Below are 19504 nucleotides of genomic sequence, written 5' to 3' on the forward strand. Positions count from 1 at the left end.
GCCCGCCCATTTGCGTGCCCGTCATCAGACGGGGTATACGAGATCATTGGCGATCAGCGCCGTGTCGTACACGGCCTGCCGCTCCTTCAACAGCAGGCTGCTGCCGTTGCGCGCGAACCGGTCGTACAACCGGCCGGCCTGATGAACGGACGTCACGCCTTCGACCAGCGTCTGCAGCAGCACGTAGTTGCTCTGCGCGACGATCTCCTCGTCGGTCGCGTCGAGAATCCGCACGTTCGTGACGAGATGCAGCACCCGGCGTGGCGCGAACATCTGCGTGCGCGAGATCGCGACCGCGCGATCGCGCAACATGTCGCGGCCTTCCGCGTAGACGAGCCCGACCGGCAATCCGCGTTCCGCATTCTCGTACTCGGTCACGCGATACACGCACTGCTCCGCGAAGAACTCGGGCCAGCGCTCGAGTTCGCCGCCGTCCAGCGCCGCGCAGTACTCGGCGTGGAATGCCTCGACAGCCATGCGGGCCGCGATCGCGTCGTCGCGCGCGACCGGTTTTTTATCGAATCCGTTCAGCATCAGAACCCCATCACTTCCCGATAGTGTTTGTACATGGCGCGAATCGCCGCCTCCGAGATCAGGTTGTCCGCGGTGCCGATCTTGTCACCGTCCAGCCGGATCACGCTGCGATCGGTCACGGAACGGCGCACGCCTTCCTGAACGAACTTCATCGCCTCGTTGTCCTCCAGCCCGAGAAATCCCGCCGGCCCCATCAGGTTGCCCTGGCGCAGACGATGACGAACCATCTCGTCACTGTCGTCCTCGTACCCGAACATCGTCCAGAGCATGATCATGCTGTTCGGCCCGTTCGGCACGATGTGGCGTACGCCGAGCGTGTTCATTTCGCGCTGCACGACCAGATTCGGCCAGATCGTCTGCATCGTCACCGACCACTCGGAGTCGAATTCCTTGACGAACTCGAGGAAGCGCTCGTCACGCAGCATCATGCCCTCGTGGAACGACCGCATCTCCTTCTTCTTGTCTTCGTCAACTTGCGCGTAAAGATCGTCGCTCTTGGCCGACGCCATCGTGCCGTGAATGCCGTACTTGCCGTCGGCGATCATCGCGGAACGGTTTCCGGCCACCAGCAGGCCGAACACCACCAGGAACGAATGCAGCAGCGTCGCGTGATACGGGTCTTTCAGGTTCTCGTGATACATCTTCCAGTTGCACGGCAGCTCGTTCTTGTAGAAACCGAGAATACGCAATCGCTTGCCGTTGAACACCGTATCGAAATCGGCGAGGATCTCCGGCGTCAAGTAATCCTCGAGCGGCTCCATGTCGTGCACGAACGACGCGAACACGACGCCGTTTCGCGTCGCGACCGCGAGCTTGCGCAGCCCATGTGCGTCATTGCGGAAATCCTTCGGCATGCCACCCAGCTTGTTCACGCCGCGCTTGAACGGAATGCCTTGCAGGTTGCCTTTCAGATCGTACGACCATTGGTGGTACGGACAGACGAATTCCGTGTTGTTGCCGCGGCTATGCCGGCAGAATTCCGCGCCTCGATGCGCGCACCGGTTTTCGAACACGTTGATCGAGCCGTCCTCTGCACGCGACACGACCACCGGCGTCGGCCCAACGTACGAACGCTTGTAGTCGCCGGCATTCGGCACCTCGGCTTCGAGCGCGACGAAATTCCAGGTGCGACCGTGAAAGATTCGCTCGACCTCGCGCGCATAAACGGCGTCGCTCGTATAAACCCAGTCGGGAATCGCCTGCAGGCCCTCGTCGGGCCACGCGACGGATTCGATCGGAAGGTTTTTTGCTTGCGGCGTTCCGCCGCCGATAATGGTGTCGCACGAATACACGTTGTTCTCCGCTGGGCGCGGCTCGCGCGCCCGAATTGATGTCTATGCCGTCCGCTGGCCCAGTTGCCGCAATTTGATCGCGGGGTCCGCCAGCACCACCGGGTCGACCTGCGTCCCGCGCTCGACCAGCCCACGCAGCGCGCGCAGTTCGCCGCCCTGGTTGAGCGCCAGCGCGTATGCGATCGCGTCGCCACGTAGCCCGATCAACATCGCCTTCCCGTCCGCCGACGGACGTTCGACCCAACGCTCGATCGTGCCGTCCGGCATGCCGAGCATCTGGATGTTCCAGTCGTACTGATCGGTCCAGAACCACGGCGTGGGTCGATAGGCCAGGCGCTCCCCCGTCATGTTCGACGCCGCGACGATCGCCTGTTCCTGCGCGTTCTGCCAGGACTCGAGACGCAGTCGCCGCCCGGGCTCGCCGAACGGAAAGTTCGCGCAGTCGCCCGCGGCATAAATGCCCGGTGCAGAGGTCCGGCAGTATTCGTCGACCAGGATGCCGTTGTCGGTCTCGATGCCCGACAGGCGAGCGAGATCGTCGTTCGGTGTCTGCCCGATGGCGACGACGCAGAAATCGAAATCAGCGCTGCCGCGTGCCGTGTCGAGCCGAACGCCGTGCCCGGTGTCGTCGACGCACAATGCCCCTGCGTCGAAGATGAACTGCACGCCGTGGGACTCATGCTTTTCGCGCAGCCGCTCGGCAAATGCCGCCGGCATCGAGCGCACCAGCAACCGCTGAGCCGATTCGAAGATCGTCACGTCGAGACCTCGCGAGCGCGCACTCGCCGCAAACTCGAGACCGAGGAACCCGCCGCCAATCACGGCAACCGATTTCGCGCGAGCGAGCCGTTCTCGCAGGCGCATCGCATCCGCAAGCGTCCGCAGCGAATACGTGTGCGGGCCGTCGTGCAAGCCTGGCAAGTGCCGAGCGCGGCCTCCTGTCGTCAACAGGCATTGGTCGAAGCGGATCGGCGGCCCGTCCCGGAACTCGGCGCGGCGATTCGCAATGTCGATCCGCTCGACACAATCGCCGAGCCATTCGATGCGGGATGCCTCATAGAACGATGCCTGATGCACCCAGCCGGCGAAGCAATCCTCGTCGTCGCGGGCGAGCAGCACCGTCTTCGACAACGGCGGCCGCTCATAGGGCCGCTCGGGTTCGTTTCCTGCCAGCACGATGCGGCCGCCGAAGCCCCGCGCGCGCAACGCTTCGGCGGCCCGCCCGCCCGCCTGCCCAGCACCGACAATCAGGATCGTCCGCGCCGCCGCCTGTTCGCCGGCCATCGACGTGCTCATAGGTCCACCATGATCGAATCGCCGTCGAGCCGGACGTCATACACGCGCACCGGCGCCGTCGCCGGCGCGCACAGTGCGGCGCCGGTTCGGATGTCGAAGCGCCCCTGGTGCAGCGGACATTCGATGCAGCCGTCGTCCATGTAGCCGTCGCTCAGCAGCGCGAACTGATGCGTGCACACGTTGTGCGTCGCGTGAACGTTTCCGTCGAGCAGGTACAACGCGATCCGCTCGTCGCCAATCGTCACCGGGAGCGGCTCGTCTTCGACCAGATCGGCCAGCTTCGCCGCGAATCTGTAGCTCATCTGCTTGCCTCATTTAATCAGTATGCTGACGAAATAAGACTACCAGCATGCCAAGCGAAGTCAAGAAGACGAAAATGAGCGTTTACCCGCGGGTAGGCAGGGACCCCGCCACGCGCCGATCGGCAGCTACCGGAATGACTGCCGGCTTTGTCGGGAGCCCGTTGCCCTTGGGGGAAACTGCCCTGCGACACTGCCAGCATGCGGACACGCGAATGGAAGATTCGAGCGCATCGCGGCGGTTCGCGCACGCACTACCCGATACCGATCGCGGGACAAACCGATGCAGGCGTCAGGCCCCCGCACCGGCAGCAGACACGGCCCGGGCACCCAAACGACGCGTGTCGCGCGACGCGGCCTCGACGTCACCGTTCGAGGATGACTCGAGGAAAACCAGCAGGGCCGGCCATGGCCGGCCCATGAAGCAAACCGGTTCAGAAGTTGTGCCGCATGCCGACGCGTGCGGCGGCCTGCGTGCGGCTCGTCGACGGCGCGAAGCTGTAGCCGATCACCGCGTCGACGCCGTTCGACGCGCGCATCCAGTCGACGGCCGCATATACGTCGGTGCGTTTCGACAGCGCGTAGTGCGTACCGAGCGCGACCTCGTGCCAATGATGGCCTTCGAACGTCGTGTACTGGTAGCCCGCGACGAGCGACAGCGGCGCGGTCGCCTGGTACAAACCGCCCGCTTCGTACACGCGCATCGTCGACGATTGCCCGTAGCCCTTGAACGTCGTGTTGCTGAAGTCCGCGTTGAGCGTCAGCTTGCCGAGCGTGTACGATGCGCCGATCCCGAAGATCGACTGCGAATTGACCGCAAACGGCGTCGAGTCGTGCAGGTCCGTGACGGCACCCGTCGCCGGATCGATCGTCGCGACCGTCTGCCCGAGCATCGTCGTCACGCCCATCTGCGCATACGGGTCGAGCGCCGCGAGCCCGCGCGGCGAATTGAGCCGCGTATAGTTGCCGCCCGCCGAGAAATTGCCTTGCGTATAGGTCGCACCGACGCTCCACGCGCTGCCGTCGTGGAAACTGCCCGCGTCGTTGCTGAACGAATACATGCCGCCGACCACGAGCCCGTGGAAGCTGTTGCTGACGAACTTCACCGCGTTCTGCAGCCGGTCGCCGCTCTGGCGGTCGAAATCGCCGAGGTGCACGCCGTAGCCGCTGCCGAACGCGCTGACGTTGAACGCCGCCGTGAAGTCGAACGCGAAGTCGTACTGGTTGCCGAACGTCAGCGTGCCCCAGTCGTTGCCGAGCCCCACGTAAGCCTGGCGCCCGAACATCGCGCCGCCCTGGTTCAGCTTGCCCGTGCCGAGCCGGAAGCCGTTCTCGAGCTTGAACACGGCCTTGTTGCCGCCGCCGAGATCCTCGGTGCCCATCAGGCCGACGCGGTTGCCGTACGACACGCCGTCGTCGAACAGATACGCATGCGCGCCGCCCGTATTGTTCACGTAGGTGATGCCGCCGTCGATGATCCCGTACAGCGAGACGCTGCTCTGCGCGTGCGCATAACCGTGGGCCATCACCGACATCAAGCCGGCCAGCAGGAAGCGTTTCTTCATTTCCGGTGTCTCCAGTTTCCGCGCGACGCGGATCGATTGTCGTTGTTCGTGAAAGACCGCCCGCCTGCTTCGCTTCGGCATCGCGGCGCTGGCGAGTATAGGTTTAGTTGAATGAATGTTCAATCGATAGAGGCACCGGTCGGCACCGGTGTTTACACGCATCGGCGATATCTTTATTGAAAAAACGTTCAACCCGTCATAACATCGACCGGCAGCCCCGCGGACGACGCGCGGGCCCGTTCCGAACCTCGGAGTGCACCGGATGACGACCCACCTCAGCCCCGCCGCCGAGCCGCGCCTGCGCTCGGCCTACGAAGGACAGAAGTCTCGCCCGTACGACCCGGGCGCGCCGATCGCGACGCCGCTCGAACTGCACCGCTGCACCGTGCAGCCCGAATGGGTCGACTACAACGGCCACATGAGCGAATCGTGCTACCTGCTCGTGTTCGGCGACAGCAGCGACGCGTTCTTCCGCTACTTCGGCATCGACGACGACTATCGCGAAGCCGGCTGCTCGATCTATTCGTCGGAAACCCACATCCGCCACCTGCGTGAAGCGATGCTCGGCGAACCGCTACGGCTCACGTTGCGGCTGCTCGATGCGGACGACCGGCGCCTGCACGTGTTCCATTCGATGCATCACGCGACGACCGGCGCGCAGCTCGCGACCGGCGAGCAACTGCTGACCCACGTCGACATGCGCGCGAAGCGCTCCGCGCCGTTTCCCGACACGATGCGCCGGCATCTCGACGCGATTCACGCCGAACATGCGCGCGCGCCGCGCGAACCTCATGCGGGCCGTGCGATCGCGATCCGCCGCCCCGCCCCCGCTTCACGCTGAACCATGACGGAGCCTTCCATGCAGACGAACGACGCCTGGCGCACGCGCGCCGGCCAACTCGAAATCGAATCGCGCGCCTTCGTGGATGGCGCGTTCCGCGACGCGCACGATGGCGCGACCTTCGCATGCACGAGCCCGATCGACGGCCGTGTGCTCGCCCAGGTCGCGCATTGCCGGCAGGCCGACGCCGACCTCGCGGTTGCGGCCGCGCGGCGTGCGTTCGAGCACGGCGCATGGCGCGGTGCGACGCCGCGCGAACGCAAGCGCGTGCTGCTGCGCTGGGCCGCGCTGATCCGCGAGCACGCGGACGATCTCGCGCTGCTCGAAACGCTCGACACCGGCAAGCCGATCGCCGATACAACTGCGGTCGACATTCCGTCCACCGCGTATTGCGCCGAATGGTTCGCGGAAGCGATCGACAAGACCGGCGGCGAAGTCGTGCCGGCCGATGCGCATCTCGTCGGGCTCGTCACGCGCGAGCCGATCGGCGTGGTCGCCGCGGTCGTGCCGTGGAATTTCCCCGCGATGATCGCGATGTGGAAATGCGCGCCCGCGCTCGCGGCCGGCAACAGCGTCGTGCTGAAACCGTCGGAGAAATCGCCGCTGAGTGCGCTGCGGCTCGCCGCGCTCGCGGCGCAGGCCGGGCTGCCGGCCGGCGTGCTCAACGTGCTGCCGGGCTTCGGCGACGCGGGCGAAGCGCTCGCGCGCCATCCGGACGTGGACTGCATCGCGTTTACCGGCTCGACCGCGGTCGGCCACAAGGTCGCGCGCTGCGCGGCCGATTCGAACCTGAAGCGCGTGTGGCTCGAACTCGGCGGCAAGTCGCCGCAGATCGTGCTGCCCGACTGCCCCGACCTCGACCGCGCGGCACGCACCGTCGCGCATGCGGTGTTCTACAACACCGGGCAGATGTGCACGGCCGGCTCGCGGCTGCTGGTCCATCGCGAGATCCGCGACGCGCTGGTTGCGCGCGTACTCGCGATCGCGCCCGACTACGCGCCCGGCGATCCGCTGTCGCCCGACACGCGGATGGGCAGCCTGATCGACGCGGCGCAGGTCGAGCGCGTGCTCGGCTACGTCGATGTCGGCCGCGACGAGGCGACGCTGCTGGCGGGCGGCAAGCGCGCGCGTACCGCGAGCGGCGGCCAGTACGTCGAGCCGACCGTGTTCGACTGCCCGCGTGCCGATGCGCGGATCGTGCGCGAGGAGATCTTCGGGCCCGTGCTCGCGGTCACCGCATTCGACGATCTCGATACGGCCGTCGCGCTCGCCAACGACACGCGCTACGGGCTCGCGGCATCGGTATGGACGGCAAACCTGACGACCGCGCACGAAACCGCGCGCCGGTTGCGGGCCGGCACGGTGTGGGTGAATGGCTACGAGGAAACCGACGACATGAACTTCCCGTTCGGCGGTTTCAAGGAATCGGGCAACGGGCGCGACAACTCACTGCACGCGCTGGAGAAATACACGGAGCTGAAGTCGACGATCATCCGGCTTCGGTAAGACGAAACGGGCGGCACCGGCCGCCCGTTTCGTACCGCACGCTTCGAGTTGAACAACGACGCGCTCCCCGATTCATTCCCACCAGGAAACAATCAATCGCCTCCCGGCGATTCACCTCCCCGTCCGCACGCTCTAGACTGTCGCATCGCTCCTCTTTCCGGACCCACGCAATGACCGACGTCCTGCCGCTGACCACCGAACCCGAGTCGGGCCTCCAGTACCGGCTGCGCCCGGCCACCGGGCGCCCCACCGCCCGCCTGTTGCTGCTGCATGGCGTCGGCGGCAACGAAACCAACCTTCTGAACATTGCCGATGCGATCGACCCGCGCATCGAGATCGCGTTCGTGCGCGGCCCGCTCACGTTCGGGCCCGATCAGTACGCGTGGTTTCCGGTGCGCTTCGGCCCGAACGGCCCTGAAATCGACGCGGCCCGCGCGGACGCAAGCCGTGTGCAACTGATCACGCTGCTGCGTGCATTCCGTGCGCAGGACGGTGCAGGCTCCGCATTGCCGGCCGTGATCGCCGGCTTCAGCCAGGGCGGCATCATGAGCGCGAGCGTCGGCCTCACGTCGCCGGACGACGTCACCGCGTTCGCCGTGCTGTGCGGCCGCATCCTGCCGGAAATCGATCCGCTGATCGCGCCGCGCGATGCGCTTCGCCCGCTTCACGCGCTGATCGTGCACGGCCGCTTCGACGACAAGCTGCCCGTCGCCTGGGCCGACACCACCGACGCGAAACTCACGGCGCTCGGTGTCGCGCACGACACGCGGCTATACGAAGCCGGGCACGAACTGACCCAGGAAATGGCCGCCGATTTCGGCCGGTGGGTCGATGAACGCGCCGGGTTGAACTGAGCGCACCGTGAAGCCGGCCCGCGAACGGACCGGCTTCACCGGCGCGATTCGTCAAGCGTTCCGCGCCGAATCGGCGACGGTGCGCGCCACGGGCGCAGCAACCGCCCGCTCGCGCGCGACGCCACGCTTCGCCAGCTTCCAGCCGATCACCAGCGCGAGCACGACGACCGGAATCGTCGCGACGGTCCACGTCCCGCCCGGATAGTCGAACGCCATCAGCACCAGCACGCCGACGAGGAACACCAGCGTGAGCCACGACGTGAACGGCGCGCCGGGCATCCGGAACGACACGGCCTGCAGCTCGCCGCGATCGACCGCGCGGCGGAACAGGATCTGGCACATCACGATGAAGCCCCAGGTCGTGATGATCCCGAGCGACGCCATGTTCAGCACGATTTCGAACGCCTGGGCCGGCACGATGTAGTTCAGCGGCACGCCGATCGCATTGATCGCGACCGTGATCAGGATCCCGCCGTACGGCACGCCGCGTGCGTTCATCCGCGACACGAAGCGCGGCGCCGACCCGCCCATCGCGAGCGAACGCAGCACGCGCCCGGTCGAATAGAGGCCGGAGTTCAGGCTCGACAGCGCGGCGGTCAGCACGACGACGTTCATCACGGTGCCGACGTACGGCACGCCGAGCTTGCTGAAGAACGTCACGAACGGGCTTTCGTGCGAGCTGTACGCGGTCCACGGCAGCAGCATCGTCAACAGCACGACCGAGCCGACGTAGAACAGCGCAATGCGCCACATCACGCTGTTGATGGCCTTCGGCAGCACCTTGCGCGCATCGGCGGTCTCGCCCGCCGCGACGCCGACGAGTTCGATGCTCGCATACGCGAACACGACGCCCTGCACGATCAGCACGGCCGGCAGGATGCCGTGCGGAAAGATCCCGCCGTGATCCGCGACCAGGTGGAGCCCCGGCATCTGGCCGGCGACCGGATGGCCGCTCGCGAGGAACACGGCACCGACCGCGAGAAACACCGCGAGCGTCCCCACCTTGACGAGCGAGAACCAGAACTCCATCTCGCCGAACACCTTCACGCCGATCATGTTCATCACCGACACGATCCCGAGCGCGCCGAGCGCGAACACCCATTGCGGCACGTCCGTGAACACGGCCCAGTACTTCATGTAGATCGCGACCGCGGTGATGTCGACGATGCCGGTCGTCGCCCAGTTCAGGTAGTACATCCAGCCCGCGACGAACGATGCGCGCTCGCCCATGAACTCCCGCGCGTACGACACGAAGCTGCCGCTGGTCGGCCGGTGCATCACGAGCTCGCCGAGTGCGCGCATGATCAGGAACGCGAACACGCCGCAGACGAGATACACGAGCGCCAGCGCGGGCCCCGCGCTCTGCAGGCGTCCGCCCGCACCGAGAAAGAGGCCGGTGCCGATCGCGCCGCCCATCGCGATCATCTGCACGTGCCGCGGCTTCAACTGCTTCGCATAACCGGCTTCGTGCGACGCGAACATCGCATCGGGGTCGGCATGACGGGCATCCGCGCCGCCGGCCGGGTCGACCGGCCGCTCGCTGGTGTGTTTCATTGTGAGTCTCCATTTATTGATGTATCGCGCCCCGCGCGGGGGCGCTTCTGGAACGATTGGAACGGCCGCGCGCGGGCCGCCGGCGGCAGGCGCCGGCGCCACGCGGCCGGTGTCACAGCACGCGCGGCCGGATCAGCGCTTCGGGCCGCAGCGCGTCGTCGAGTTCCGCGTCGGTCATCAGCTGACGCTCCAGCACGACCTCGCGGACCGACTTGCCGCTCGCGTGCGCTTCGGCCGCGACGACCGTCGCGTTCTTGTAGCCGATGTACGGGTTCAGCGCGGTCGCGAGCGCGACCGAACGCTCCATCGTTTCGCGCAGCCGCTCGGGATTCGCGGTGATCCCGCTCACGCACCGCTCCGCGAGCGTCGTGCACGCCGCGGTCAGATGGCTGAAGCTGCGGAACAGCGCGCTGGCGATCACCGGTTCGAACGCGTTGAGCTGAAGCTGTCCGGCCTCGGCGGCGAAGGTCACGGTCAGGTCGTTGCCGAACACCTCGAACGCGACCTGGTTGACGACTTCCGGGATCACCGGGTTCACCTTGCCCGGCATGATCGACGAGCCGGCCTGCATGGGCGGCAGGTTGATCTCGCCGAAGCCCGCGCGCGGGCCGCTCGACAGCAGCCGCAGGTCGTTGCAGATCTTCGACAGCTTGACGGCGATCCGCTTCAGCACACCCGACACCTGCACGAACGCGCCGCAATCCTGCGTCGCCTCGATCAGGTTCGGCGCGGTGCTCAGGTCGAGCCCGGTGATGCGCCGCAGTGCCGCCAGCGCCTTCTCCGCGTACTGCGGATGCGCGGTGATCCCGGTGCCGATCGCGGTCGCGCCGAGGTTGATCTCGCGAATCAGCCAGCCGGCTTCCTGCAGGCGCGCGATGTCTTCGGTCAGCATCACCGCATAGGTCGAGAACTCCTGGCCGAGCGTCATCGGCACCGCGTCCTGCAACTGCGTGCGGCCGAGCTTCAGCAGGCCCGCGAACGCGTCGGCCTTCTCAGCGAACGCATCGCGCAGGCGCCCCATCGCTTCGAGCAGGTGCTCGACCGCGAAGCACGTCGCGATCCGGATCGCGGTCGGATAGACGTCGTTCGTGCTCTGCGCGAGATTGACGTGCTCGTTCGGGTGCAGGTATTCGTACTGTCCGCGCGCGTGCCCCATGATTTCGAGCGCACGGTTGCAGATCACCTCGTTCGCGTTCATGTTGGTCGACGTGCCGGCCCCGCCCTGGATGACGTCGACGACGAACTGGTCGTGCAGGCGGCCCTCGCGGATCTCGACGCACGCAGCGGCGATCGCATCGCGATACGGCTGCGGCAGCAGCCCGAGCTCGCAGTTGGCGTCGGCCGCGGCTTCCTTCACGGCCGCGAGCGCCAGCACGAGGTACGGAAGCGTCGCTATGCTACGGCCCGAGATATCGAAATTCTCTTTCGCGCGCAGCGTATGGACGCCGTAGTAGACCTCGTCCGGAATGCTTCGTTTACCTAAAAGATCCGCTTCGACGCGGAACCCGTTTTCTGCCATCGTGCCCTCCTGAATGTCTCTTGCCGCTTGTCGTGCGCCGCTTGCCGACGCGACGGGTTCGCATTCTATGCCTTTGCAAAAACAAGCTCGCTTATGTATTATCGAAAGCGGTTTTGCGTGGGACGCAACAGCGAGAATCGAATGAAAAAAGGCGCGAGAGAAACCGGCATCGACCACGTGGGCGCGATGCGCGCGTTCGTCAGGGTGGTCGAAACAGGGAGTTTTTCGGCGGTCGCGAAGGAGATGCACGTGTCGACGTCGACCGTCGCGCGCAAGGTGACGGCGATCGAGGAATCGCTCGGCGTCGCGCTGCTGCACCGCTCCACGCACAGCGTGACGCTGACCGAGGCCGGCCACATCTACCTGGAGCGCGCCGTCACGCTGATCGCCGATCTCGACGATACGCTGCGCGTCGTCGCGGAGCTGAATGCGCGGCCGAGCGGCCCGCTGAAGCTCACCGCGCCGGTCGCGTTCGGCCGCCGTCACCTCGCGCCGCTGGTCGCGCCGTTTCTCGCGCGCTATCCGACGATCCAGCTCGACGTGCGGCTCACCGACAACCACAACGACCTCGTGGCCGGCGGCTTCGATCTCGACATTCACGAAGGCGAGAACTACCTGGACAACCTGGTCGTCCACCGGCTGTCGCGCAACGACAGCATCCTGTGCGCGACGCCCGGCTATCTCGACCGCTGCGGGCGGCCGTCGACGCCGGACGACCTGAAGCATCACAACTGCCTGCGCTACGTGCATCCCGAAGGCGATCCGCGCTGGGATCTCGTGAACGGCGACGCGCAGCACAGCGTGCTGCCGACCGGCAATCTCGTCACCGACCATTCGGAGCTGCTGCTCGAAGCGACCTGCGCGGGGCTCGGCATCGCGGAGTTCGAGATCTGGCTGGTGCGCGACCTGCTCGCGAGCGGCCGGCTCGAAGCCGTGCTGCCGCGCTACCGGCTGCAGAACCGGCTGACGGGCGAATTCATCTACATCGCGTATCTGGCGAACCGGCGCAGCTCAGCGAAGCTGCGCGTGCTGAAGGATTTTCTCGCGGAACACCTCGCGCAGATCGGCGAGCTGTCGGAACGGGAGCTGACGAAGATTCGCGGCGAACGCGCGTAGCGCGCGCGTCCGCATCGGTCAGCACGCAGGCGGGCACCGACGCACGCCGCCCGGATCGCGGGCCGGTGGCATCGGCGCGGCGACCGCGTTCAGGCCGGCTGCAGTTCGAACGGGAACGTGACGTGCCCGAACTCGACGCCCTTCGTGTTGAGCATCCGCGGCCGGTGGAAGCCGGCCAGTTGCGCGCGCTGCGCGGCCGTACCGATCTGCAGCCGCTCGAGGATTTCGCTGACGACCATGTAGAGCACGTCGAGATTGCCGTCCTCGATCTTCACCGACAGGCCGAGCGCGCCGTCGGCGCCGAGCTGCCGCGTGCGTTCCGATGCACGCACGCCGATCCCGTAGCACGCATCCGCGCCGAGCTTGCCGACGACCTGCCCGTCGAACGCGTTCATCAGCACCGTGCAATAGCGCCCGTCGCCGGCAACCAGTTCGGGATGCGCCGTCATCGCGCGATGAATGCGTGCCAGCGCGCGAACGCGCTCGGTGATCGCACCGCCGCCCGCTTCCACCGCGTCCGCGCCGTCGGCCAGCGATGCATAGAGACGTGCCAGCCGATCCAGTGAAAAAGCCGGCGTCGGCAGGTTACAGCCGTCGATCGCCCAGTCGACCTCGTCGTCGCGCAGCCCGCACGCGTCGGCCACGACATGCTTCACGCGCACCTGCATCGGATGGTCGGGCAGATGGTAGTCGGCCATCGCGGCGCCGATCGCCTGCGCGCCGGCCAGCATCCCGACGTGCTTGCCCGAACAGTTGCTGCACACGCCGGTCGGCGTGTAGTCGCGCTTGATCCACGACCGGTACACCGCGTCGGACAACGGCGGATGGCCGCCGCAACGCAAGTCCGATTCGTGCGCGGCCACCTTGGCCAGCATCGCCCGCGTGCGTTCGATATGCCGGTCCTCGCTGCTGTGCGACGCGCACATCAGCGCGATGTCCGCGTCGTCGAAGCCGAAGCGCTCGGGCGCGCCCGTCTCGATCACCGACAGCGCCTGGGCCGGCTTGGCCGCCGAGCGCGCGAGCGTCATCCGGAACGGATCGCCGAACCGGGCCAGCAACCTGCCGCGGGCATCGACCACCGCCACATGGGCGACGTGCGTGTTCTCGATCGCATTGCCGCGGTACGTGACGACCGCTGCGCGTTGGGTGTCCATCGTGTGTTGTCTCCTTGCTCGGGGCCTGCTTGCCGGGGCCCTTCCAACCGGTACCGCAGTGTATCGAGTCGTCGCCGCCGCGCGCCGGTCGAGCCATGGAAAGCGGTGTTGCACGCGACGCAAAGGCAGCCGCGTCGCCCACGAAAGCCTGACTGATTTAGTACAAAAACCATTCAAATGTTTACATATTTGGGTCTAATTCGTACAATTGCGATCGCTAACGCGAATCATACGCATTTACATGGACGTGCTCCGATGTTCCGGCCAGTACTGCCCGCATCGAGAAAACGCGCCCGATCACCGAACCTTCCGTTGCTTCCCGATATGCCTGCCCAGTTCAAGACGAGGCCTCGCGCCCTCGTGTCGGCGCTGACCTGCTCCGTTTTCCTGACGCCGCTGCTCGCCTCCGCCGAAACCGCTCCCGCCGCCGCTCCTGCCACCGACGCACCTGCGACACTGCCGACGATCGCGGTCCAGTCGTCCGCGCTGTCGGACATGCAGGTGAAGCGCTCGCCGTCGTACAAGTTCACCGCGCCGCTGCTCGATACGCCGCGTTCGGTGACGGTGATCCCCGAGCAGTTGATCAAGGAAAAGAACGTCACGTCGTTCGCGGACGCGCTGCGTTCGGTGCCGGGCATCACGTTCCTCGGTGGCGATGCGGCCGCGAACCCGTCGGCCGACCGTCCGGTGATCCGCGGCTTCGAATCGCGCAACTCGATCTTCGTCGACGGGATGCGCGACTCCGGGCTGCAGAATCGCGAGACGTTCGCGGTCGAGCAGATCAGCGTGATCAAGGGCCCTGATTCGGTCTACGCGGGCCGCGGCTCGGTGGGCGGCAGCGTCGACATCGTCACGAAGACGCCGAAGAACGACAACTTCATCAACAGCAGCATCGGCTTCGGCACCGACGGCTACAAGCGCGCGACGGTCGACGCGAACCGCAAGATCAACGACACGACGGCCGTGCGCCTGAACGTGATGGGTCACGACGCGAACCAGGCCGGCCGCAACGACGTGTACAACAAGCGCTGGGGCGTCGCGCCGTCGATCGTGTTCGGGCTGAACACGCCGACCACGGTCACGGTCAGCTACTACCATATGAACTCGTACGACATGCCGGACTTCAGCGTGCCGTTCCGTGCGTCGGGCGGCACGCCGGTGCCGACCGATCGCGGGCAGTTCTTCGGGCTGAACACGCGCGACTATCGTTACGGGCAGACCGACACCGGCGAAGTGCGCGTCGAGCATCGCATCAACGACGACTGGAAGCTGAAGAACACGACGATGTTCGGCCGCACGACGCTCGATTACGTGGCGACGAATCCGCAGATCCTCGCGTCGAATCCGAACATGCTGAGCCTGCAGGCGAAGAGCGGCAAGTACGCGACGAACGGCATCGCGAACCAGACCGAGGTGACCGGCCGCACGAACCTGTTCGGCATGCAGCACACGCTGACGGCCGGCGTCGAGTTCAGCCTCGAACAGAACCGCTACGAGGGTTACCTCGTCACCGATGCGAAGGGCAACAACATCCGCTCGGGCGGACCGTGCACGGTGCCGGGCAACTGCACGCCGCTCGCGGGCGGCTGGAACCCGAACATGCCGTGGACCGGCAACATCGTGCTGAACGGCGACAAGAGCTTCCCCGGCGCGACGACCAACACGCGCACGACGACCGCGTCGGCGTACCTCTTCGACACGGTCAAGCTGACCGAGCAATGGCTCTTCAACGCGGGGCTGCGTTTCGACCGCTACGACCTCAACGCGAAGCAGGCCGGCGCGGCCGACCTGTCGAACACGTCGAACCTGTTCAGCTACCAGTTCGGCCTCGTGTACAAGCCGGTGCGCACCGTGAGCCTGTATGCGTCGTACGGCACGTCGTCGAACCCGCCCGGCGCGAACGGCGGCCTCGGCGGCGGCACCGACCAGATCACCGCGAACAACCAGAACCTGACGCCCGAGCGCACGCGCAACATCGAGGTCGGCGCGAAGTGGGATGTGATCGACCAGCAGCTTTCGTTGACGTCCGCGCTGTTCGACACCGAGAAAACCAATGCGCAGGTCAGCGACGGCCTCGGCCACACGATCAACGCGGGCAAGCAGCGCGTGCGCGGCGCCGAACTCGGCTTCGCGGGCAACCTGACGGACAAGTGGCACGTGTTCGGCGGCTACACCTACCTGAACGCGGTCACGGTCGACGCGGGCCCCGGCAATCCGGGCGGCTCGGGTTTGCCGATGGTGATGGTGCCGAAGCACAGCTTCACGCTGTGGACGAGCTACGACGTGATGCCGAAGCTGACGCTCGGCGCGGGCGCGACGGTGATGAGCAAGACCTACGCATCGGTGTCGCCGACGGTGAAGAAGTGGACGCCCGGCTACGCCCGCTTCGACGCGGCCGCGACGTGGCGTGTGAACAAGACGATGGACGTCCAGCTGAACGTGCAGAACCTGTTCGACAAGAAGTATTACTCGAGCGCGTATCCGATCTACGCGACGTGGGCGCCGGGCCGTTCGGCGATGGTCACGCTCAACTTCTATCAGTAATACCGGCCACGCCGGTTGCGGCGGGAAGGCGCGACGCGCCCTTCCCCGCCGCGTCGCAATTCAGCGAACCACAACCAGCCCTTCGTATTCGAGGCAGCGGCACAGCGACGCGCACGCCAACAGCGTGTGCGCGATGCCGCTGCTTCCGGATGGGCTTTTCCGCGATTCCGCTCGACCGGATCGAGCCCGGCGTGCGGGCGCTGGCGCAGTGCGAGCGGATGCAAAAGATGAACGCCTGACCGGTTGCGAAATGGCGCGCGCATGTCGTTGCGCCGCGCACCACGCGCGTCACTCGCGCTCACACCGTTGCAGTGTCATCTCGACGAAACAGCGCCGAATATCCCGGCGTTTCTATTTGTTTAGTAAATCGAATAAAAATATTACAACTCTGTTATTCCGATTGACAGCGGATTCCTCCAAATCCTAGTGTTACGACCCAACAGGATAGCAATAACCCACGGCGAACCCATGGTTCGATCGACCGGGTGATCAACGCAGAAGATGCATATCCGAATGGAGGGGGCAATCATGAATCGATTCACGACGCTTGCGGCGATACTGGCCGCGACGTATGCGTTGGCAGGATGCGGAGGCGGTGACGGCAGCGACGGAACAGCGGCGTCGATACTGACTGCAAGGCCGTCGAACGCCGTGGCCGATACGACCAATCTCGACGACAACCGCAGCCTGTCGTTGACGCAGTATGTCGATCCGCTGATCGGCACGCTCGCGAGCAATTCACCGAACCCGGTGCCGGCAGGACAGGCCGGCAGCGTCGAGCCGGCCGCCGGCCTGCCGTCGGGCATGGTGCAATGGGCGCCCGACACCAACACCACGCCGGCGCCGAACGACAGCCAGGAACCGAACTCGCCCGCCGGCTACTACTACGACATCCATTCGATCCAGGGATTCAGCGTGACGCACATGCCGGGGGCCGGCTGCAGCGGCAACAACGGCGAATTCCCGATCATGCCGACCACCGACGCGACGAAGCTCGTGCCGACCTTCAGTCATGCGAATGAAACGGCGAAGCCCGGCTACTATTCCGTGCTGCTCGATTCGCAGATCAAGGTGGAGCTGACCGCCACGCTGCGCACCGGCTTCGGCCGGTTGACCTACCCGGCCGGCCAACCCGCGCTGCTGGTGCTCGACGCAACGCGCACCAACACGAAAACGTCGACCACCGGTGCGATCACGCTGGTTTCCGACAGCGCCCTCTCGGGCAGCACGATCGGCGGCGGCTTCTGCGGCAACTCGGTGCCGGTGCCCGTGTACTTCTATGCCGCGTTCGACCAGCCCTTCGCTTCGTCCGCGATTTCGCACGGCGTGGCCCAGCTCGGCTTCCGCTCCGGCCAGACGGTCAGGATGAAGATCGGCATCTCGTACGTCAGCGTCGCCAATGCGAAAGCCAACCTCGACGCGGAAAATCGCGGCTGGGACTTCGACGGCGTGCGCACGCAGGCAGACCGCATCTGGAACGACCGCCTCAACGGGATCCGCGTGGCGGGCGGCACGCTCGATGCGAAGAAGAAGTTCTACACGGCGCTCTATCACGCGCTGTGGGCACCCAGCATCTTCAGCGACGTGAACGGCCAGTACATCGGCTTCGACAATACCGTGCATCAGGTCGCCAAAGGCCAGGCGGCACAGTATTCGTCGTTCTCGGGCTGGGACATCTATCGCTCGCTGATCCAGCTGAAGGCGATCCTCAACCCGTCCGAGACCAGCGACATGATCCAGTCGCTGGTCAACGACGCGGATCAGTGCGGCGCAATTCCGCACTGGGTCAACGACAACGTCGAGGACGGCGTGATGCCGGGCGATGCCGGTTCGCTGATCGTGTCGAGTGCCCATGCCTTCGGCGCACGGCGCTTCGATACGCGCTCCGCGCTGCAGCACATGGTGAAGATGGCGAACATCCCCGGCACCGCGTGCAACAACGTGACCACCAACGGCGGACGCGCGAGCTACCTGCAGACCGGCTACATCACCAGCGGCGAGTGGGGACAGGCTTCGTCGACGCTCGAATACACGAGCAGCGACTTCGCCATCTCGCGCTTTGCCGGCGCACTCGGCGATACCGCCACGCAGCGCATGCTGCTGGGCCGCTCGGCCTACTGGCAGAACCTGCTGAACACCGCGTTGACGCCGCCGCTGATCGCGGCACGGCAATCGAACGGCGCGTGGATTCCAGAGACGCCGAGCAGCGGCGACAACTACGTGGAAGGCAATGCCGAGCAGTACACGTGGATGGTGCCGTACGATTCGGCCGGCCTGTTCGCGCAGCTGGGCGGCAATACGACGGTGACGTCGCGGCTCGACCAGTTCTTCACGGTACTCAATGCCGGCATGACGCTGCCGAATTTCTACATGGGCAACGAGCCGACCTTCGAGGCGCCCTGGCTCTACAACTGGGCCGCGCAACCGTCGGGCACGCAGCGCGTGGTGCAGCAGATCATGGGCACCGCGTTCGGCACCGGCCCCGATGGCCTGCCGGGCAACGACGACCTCGGCGCCGTGTCGGGCTGGTATGTGTGGGGCGCGCTCGGCCTGTACCCGCAGATCCCCGGCGTGGCGGGCCTCGCGATCGGCAGCCCGCAGTTCCCGCAGATCGACGTGCGGCTCGGCAACGGCCGCACCTGGCGGATCCGCGCCGAGGGCGCGCCCGCGTCGAACTATGTGCAGTCGCTGTCGATCAACGGCCGCACCCACCCTGCCGCATGGGTTGCCTACGACGACATCGCCAACGGCGCCACGCTGCACTTCACGATGGGCGGCGCTCCGTCGCAATGGGGCAGCCAGAAACAGCCGCCGTCGTTCGGCGTGCCGGTGGCGGTCAACGCGGCCGACAGCTACAACAATCGCGGCTTCAGCGCGGACGGCGCGACCAATACCGACGGCCAGGGTGCGGACTTCGACGGCAGCCTGTTCAGCTACTCGCTGAACGCGCTGGCGGCCGCGGGCGTGCAGCCGGGCAAGCCGTTCGCGGTGGCCGGCGCCAGCGTGGCGGTGGCGGGCGGACCGCTGTCGCTCGACAACACCGTGACCGTCGGCCAGACCGTGATGCTGCCGCCGGGGTCGGTCGGCACCGGTGTCGTGGTGCTCGGCTCGGCCAACAACGGTCCGAGCAGCGGCATCGCGCAGCTGAACTTCGCCGACGGCTCGAGTCAGGCCGTCACGCTGGCGTTCGACGACTGGACCCTGAACGGCGGCAGCGCGAGCGCCAGCTCGACGGTCGCCGTCACGATGGCCTATCGCAACGGCGGCAACGGCCAGCAGGACAACGTCAAGACCTACATCTTCGCGCAGAAGCTTCCCGTGCCGCCCGGCAAGGTGGTCACGAGCATCGTGCTGCCGCGCCAGGTCAGTGCCGGCAAGATGCACGTGTTCGGCATCGGCATGACGGCCTCGTGATGCCCGCATGACCCGC

At 66.2% G+C, this 19504-nt stretch carries 14 protein-coding genes; 6 read left to right on the forward strand and 8 right to left on the reverse strand.

Annotation, left to right across the window (positions count from 1 at the left end):
• Nucleotides 1-24: 24 nt before the first annotated feature.
• From H3H55_RS26410 to H3H55_RS26430, 5 genes are all read right to left on the reverse strand, one after another.
• Nucleotides 25-534, reverse strand: coding sequence for an aromatic-ring-hydroxylating dioxygenase subunit beta (locus H3H55_RS26410; RefSeq protein ID WP_193100849.1), 510 nt, complete (start codon nt 532-534; stop codon nt 25-27).
• On the reverse strand, nt 534-1826 hold the full coding sequence (locus tag H3H55_RS26415; RefSeq protein WP_193100850.1) for an aromatic ring-hydroxylating dioxygenase subunit alpha: 1293 nt from the start codon (nt 1824-1826) through the stop codon (nt 534-536). The genes H3H55_RS26410 and H3H55_RS26415 overlap by 1 nt, the downstream gene beginning before the upstream one ends.
• Before the next feature lie 42 nt (nt 1827-1868).
• Nucleotides 1869-3122, reverse strand: a complete 1254-nt coding sequence (locus tag H3H55_RS26420) for an NAD(P)/FAD-dependent oxidoreductase (protein WP_226800375.1) — start codon at nt 3120-3122, stop codon at nt 1869-1871.
• The gene (locus tag H3H55_RS26425) at nt 3119-3424 is read right to left on the reverse strand and encodes a non-heme iron oxygenase ferredoxin subunit (RefSeq protein WP_129517055.1); all 306 of its coding nucleotides are present in this window, start codon (nt 3422-3424) and stop codon (nt 3119-3121) included. Before H3H55_RS26425 ends, H3H55_RS26420 begins: the two co-directional genes overlap by 4 nt.
• Nucleotides 3425-3855: 431 nt before the next feature.
• Nucleotides 3856-4986 carry a porin gene (locus H3H55_RS26430; RefSeq protein WP_193100851.1) on the reverse strand — a complete coding sequence of 377 codons (1131 nt, stop codon included), beginning with the start codon at nt 4984-4986 and terminating at the stop codon, nt 3856-3858.
• 262 nt (nt 4987-5248) lie between these two features.
• Here H3H55_RS26430 and H3H55_RS26435 point away from each other — a divergent pair, with 262 nt between their 5' ends.
• The 3 genes from H3H55_RS26435 to H3H55_RS26445 all read left to right on the forward strand — a co-directional run bounded on the left by H3H55_RS26435 (nt 5249) and on the right by H3H55_RS26445 (nt 8187).
• On the forward strand, nt 5249-5827 hold the full coding sequence (locus H3H55_RS26435) for a thioesterase family protein (protein WP_193100852.1): 579 nt from the start codon (nt 5249-5251) through the stop codon (nt 5825-5827).
• An 18-nt stretch (nt 5828-5845) separates the two neighbouring features.
• Complete coding sequence (locus H3H55_RS26440) at nt 5846-7333, forward strand: aldehyde dehydrogenase (RefSeq protein ID WP_193100853.1); 1488 nt, start codon at nt 5846-5848, stop codon at nt 7331-7333.
• Nucleotides 7334-7503: 170 nt separating this feature from the next.
• Nucleotides 7504-8187, forward strand: a complete 684-nt coding sequence (locus H3H55_RS26445; protein ID WP_193100854.1) for an alpha/beta hydrolase — start codon at nt 7504-7506, stop codon at nt 8185-8187.
• Between the two features lie 51 nt (nt 8188-8238).
• Here the strand turns inward: H3H55_RS26445 and H3H55_RS26450 are convergent, their stop codons facing one another.
• The gene (locus H3H55_RS26450) at nt 8239-9741 is read right to left on the reverse strand and encodes an amino acid permease (protein WP_193100855.1); all 1503 of its coding nucleotides are present in this window, start codon (nt 9739-9741) and stop codon (nt 8239-8241) included.
• A gap of 112 nt (nt 9742-9853) precedes the next feature.
• A complete protein-coding gene (aspA, locus tag H3H55_RS26455; protein WP_048246333.1) occupies nt 9854-11260 on the reverse strand; it encodes an aspartate ammonia-lyase in 1407 nt (468 codons plus the stop codon).
• Nucleotides 11261-11401: 141 nt separating this feature from the next.
• Between aspA and H3H55_RS26460 the strand changes: the two genes are divergently transcribed.
• Entirely contained in the window at nt 11402-12376 is a 975-nt protein-coding gene (locus tag H3H55_RS26460) for a LysR family transcriptional regulator (RefSeq protein ID WP_193100856.1), read from the forward strand.
• An 89-nt stretch (nt 12377-12465) separates the two neighbouring features.
• On the opposite strand, the gene H3H55_RS26465 is transcribed toward H3H55_RS26460, so the two are convergent.
• On the reverse strand, nt 12466-13530 hold the full coding sequence (locus tag H3H55_RS26465; RefSeq protein ID WP_129517045.1) for an asparaginase: 1065 nt from the start codon (nt 13528-13530) through the stop codon (nt 12466-12468).
• 324 nt (nt 13531-13854) lie between these two features.
• On the opposite strand from H3H55_RS26465, the gene H3H55_RS26470 reads away from it, so the two are divergent.
• Nucleotides 13855-16074 (forward strand): TonB-dependent receptor, encoded by a 2220-nt coding sequence (locus H3H55_RS26470; RefSeq protein ID WP_193102165.1) that lies wholly within the window; start codon nt 13855-13857, stop codon nt 16072-16074.
• Nucleotides 16075-16602: 528 nt separating this feature from the next.
• Nucleotides 16603-19488, forward strand: a complete 2886-nt coding sequence (locus H3H55_RS26475; RefSeq protein WP_226800376.1) for a GH92 family glycosyl hydrolase — start codon at nt 16603-16605, stop codon at nt 19486-19488.
• Nucleotides 19489-19504: the final 16 nt, after the last annotated feature.

Source organism: Burkholderia sp. Z1 (assembly GCF_014893795.1).
Lineage (GTDB): Bacteria > Pseudomonadota > Gammaproteobacteria > Burkholderiales > Burkholderiaceae > Burkholderia > Burkholderia theae.

Bases quoted from the DNA above. Each gene is read 5' to 3' on its own strand.
- H3H55_RS26420 (WP_226800375.1), bottom strand. From the start codon at position 3,122: ATGAGCACGTCGATGGCCGGCGAACAGGCGGCGGCGCGGACGATCCTG.
- H3H55_RS26450 (WP_193100855.1), bottom strand. From the start codon at position 9,741: ATGAAACACACCAGCGAGCGGCCGGTCGACCCGGCCGGCGGCGCGGAT.
- H3H55_RS26440 (WP_193100853.1), top strand. From the start codon at position 5,846: ATGCAGACGAACGACGCCTGGCGCACGCGCGCCGGCCAACTCGAAATC.
- aspA (WP_048246333.1), bottom strand. From the start codon at position 11,260: ATGGCAGAAAACGGGTTCCGCGTCGAAGCGGATCTTTTAGGTAAACGA.
- H3H55_RS26470 (WP_193102165.1), top strand. From the start codon at position 13,855: ATGCCTGCCCAGTTCAAGACGAGGCCTCGCGCCCTCGTGTCGGCGCTG.
- H3H55_RS26410 (WP_193100849.1), bottom strand. From the start codon at position 534: ATGCTGAACGGATTCGATAAAAAACCGGTCGCGCGCGACGACGCGATC.
- H3H55_RS26425 (WP_129517055.1), bottom strand. From the start codon at position 3,424: ATGAGCTACAGATTCGCGGCGAAGCTGGCCGATCTGGTCGAAGACGAG.
- H3H55_RS26465 (WP_129517045.1), bottom strand. From the start codon at position 13,530: ATGGACACCCAACGCGCAGCGGTCGTCACGTACCGCGGCAATGCGATC.
- H3H55_RS26430 (WP_193100851.1), bottom strand. From the start codon at position 4,986: ATGAAGAAACGCTTCCTGCTGGCCGGCTTGATGTCGGTGATGGCCCAC.
- H3H55_RS26460 (WP_193100856.1), top strand. From the start codon at position 11,402: ATGAAAAAAGGCGCGAGAGAAACCGGCATCGACCACGTGGGCGCGATG.
- H3H55_RS26445 (WP_193100854.1), top strand. From the start codon at position 7,504: ATGACCGACGTCCTGCCGCTGACCACCGAACCCGAGTCGGGCCTCCAG.
- H3H55_RS26475 (WP_226800376.1), top strand. From the start codon at position 16,603: ATGAATCGATTCACGACGCTTGCGGCGATACTGGCCGCGACGTATGCG.
- H3H55_RS26435 (WP_193100852.1), top strand. From the start codon at position 5,249: ATGACGACCCACCTCAGCCCCGCCGCCGAGCCGCGCCTGCGCTCGGCC.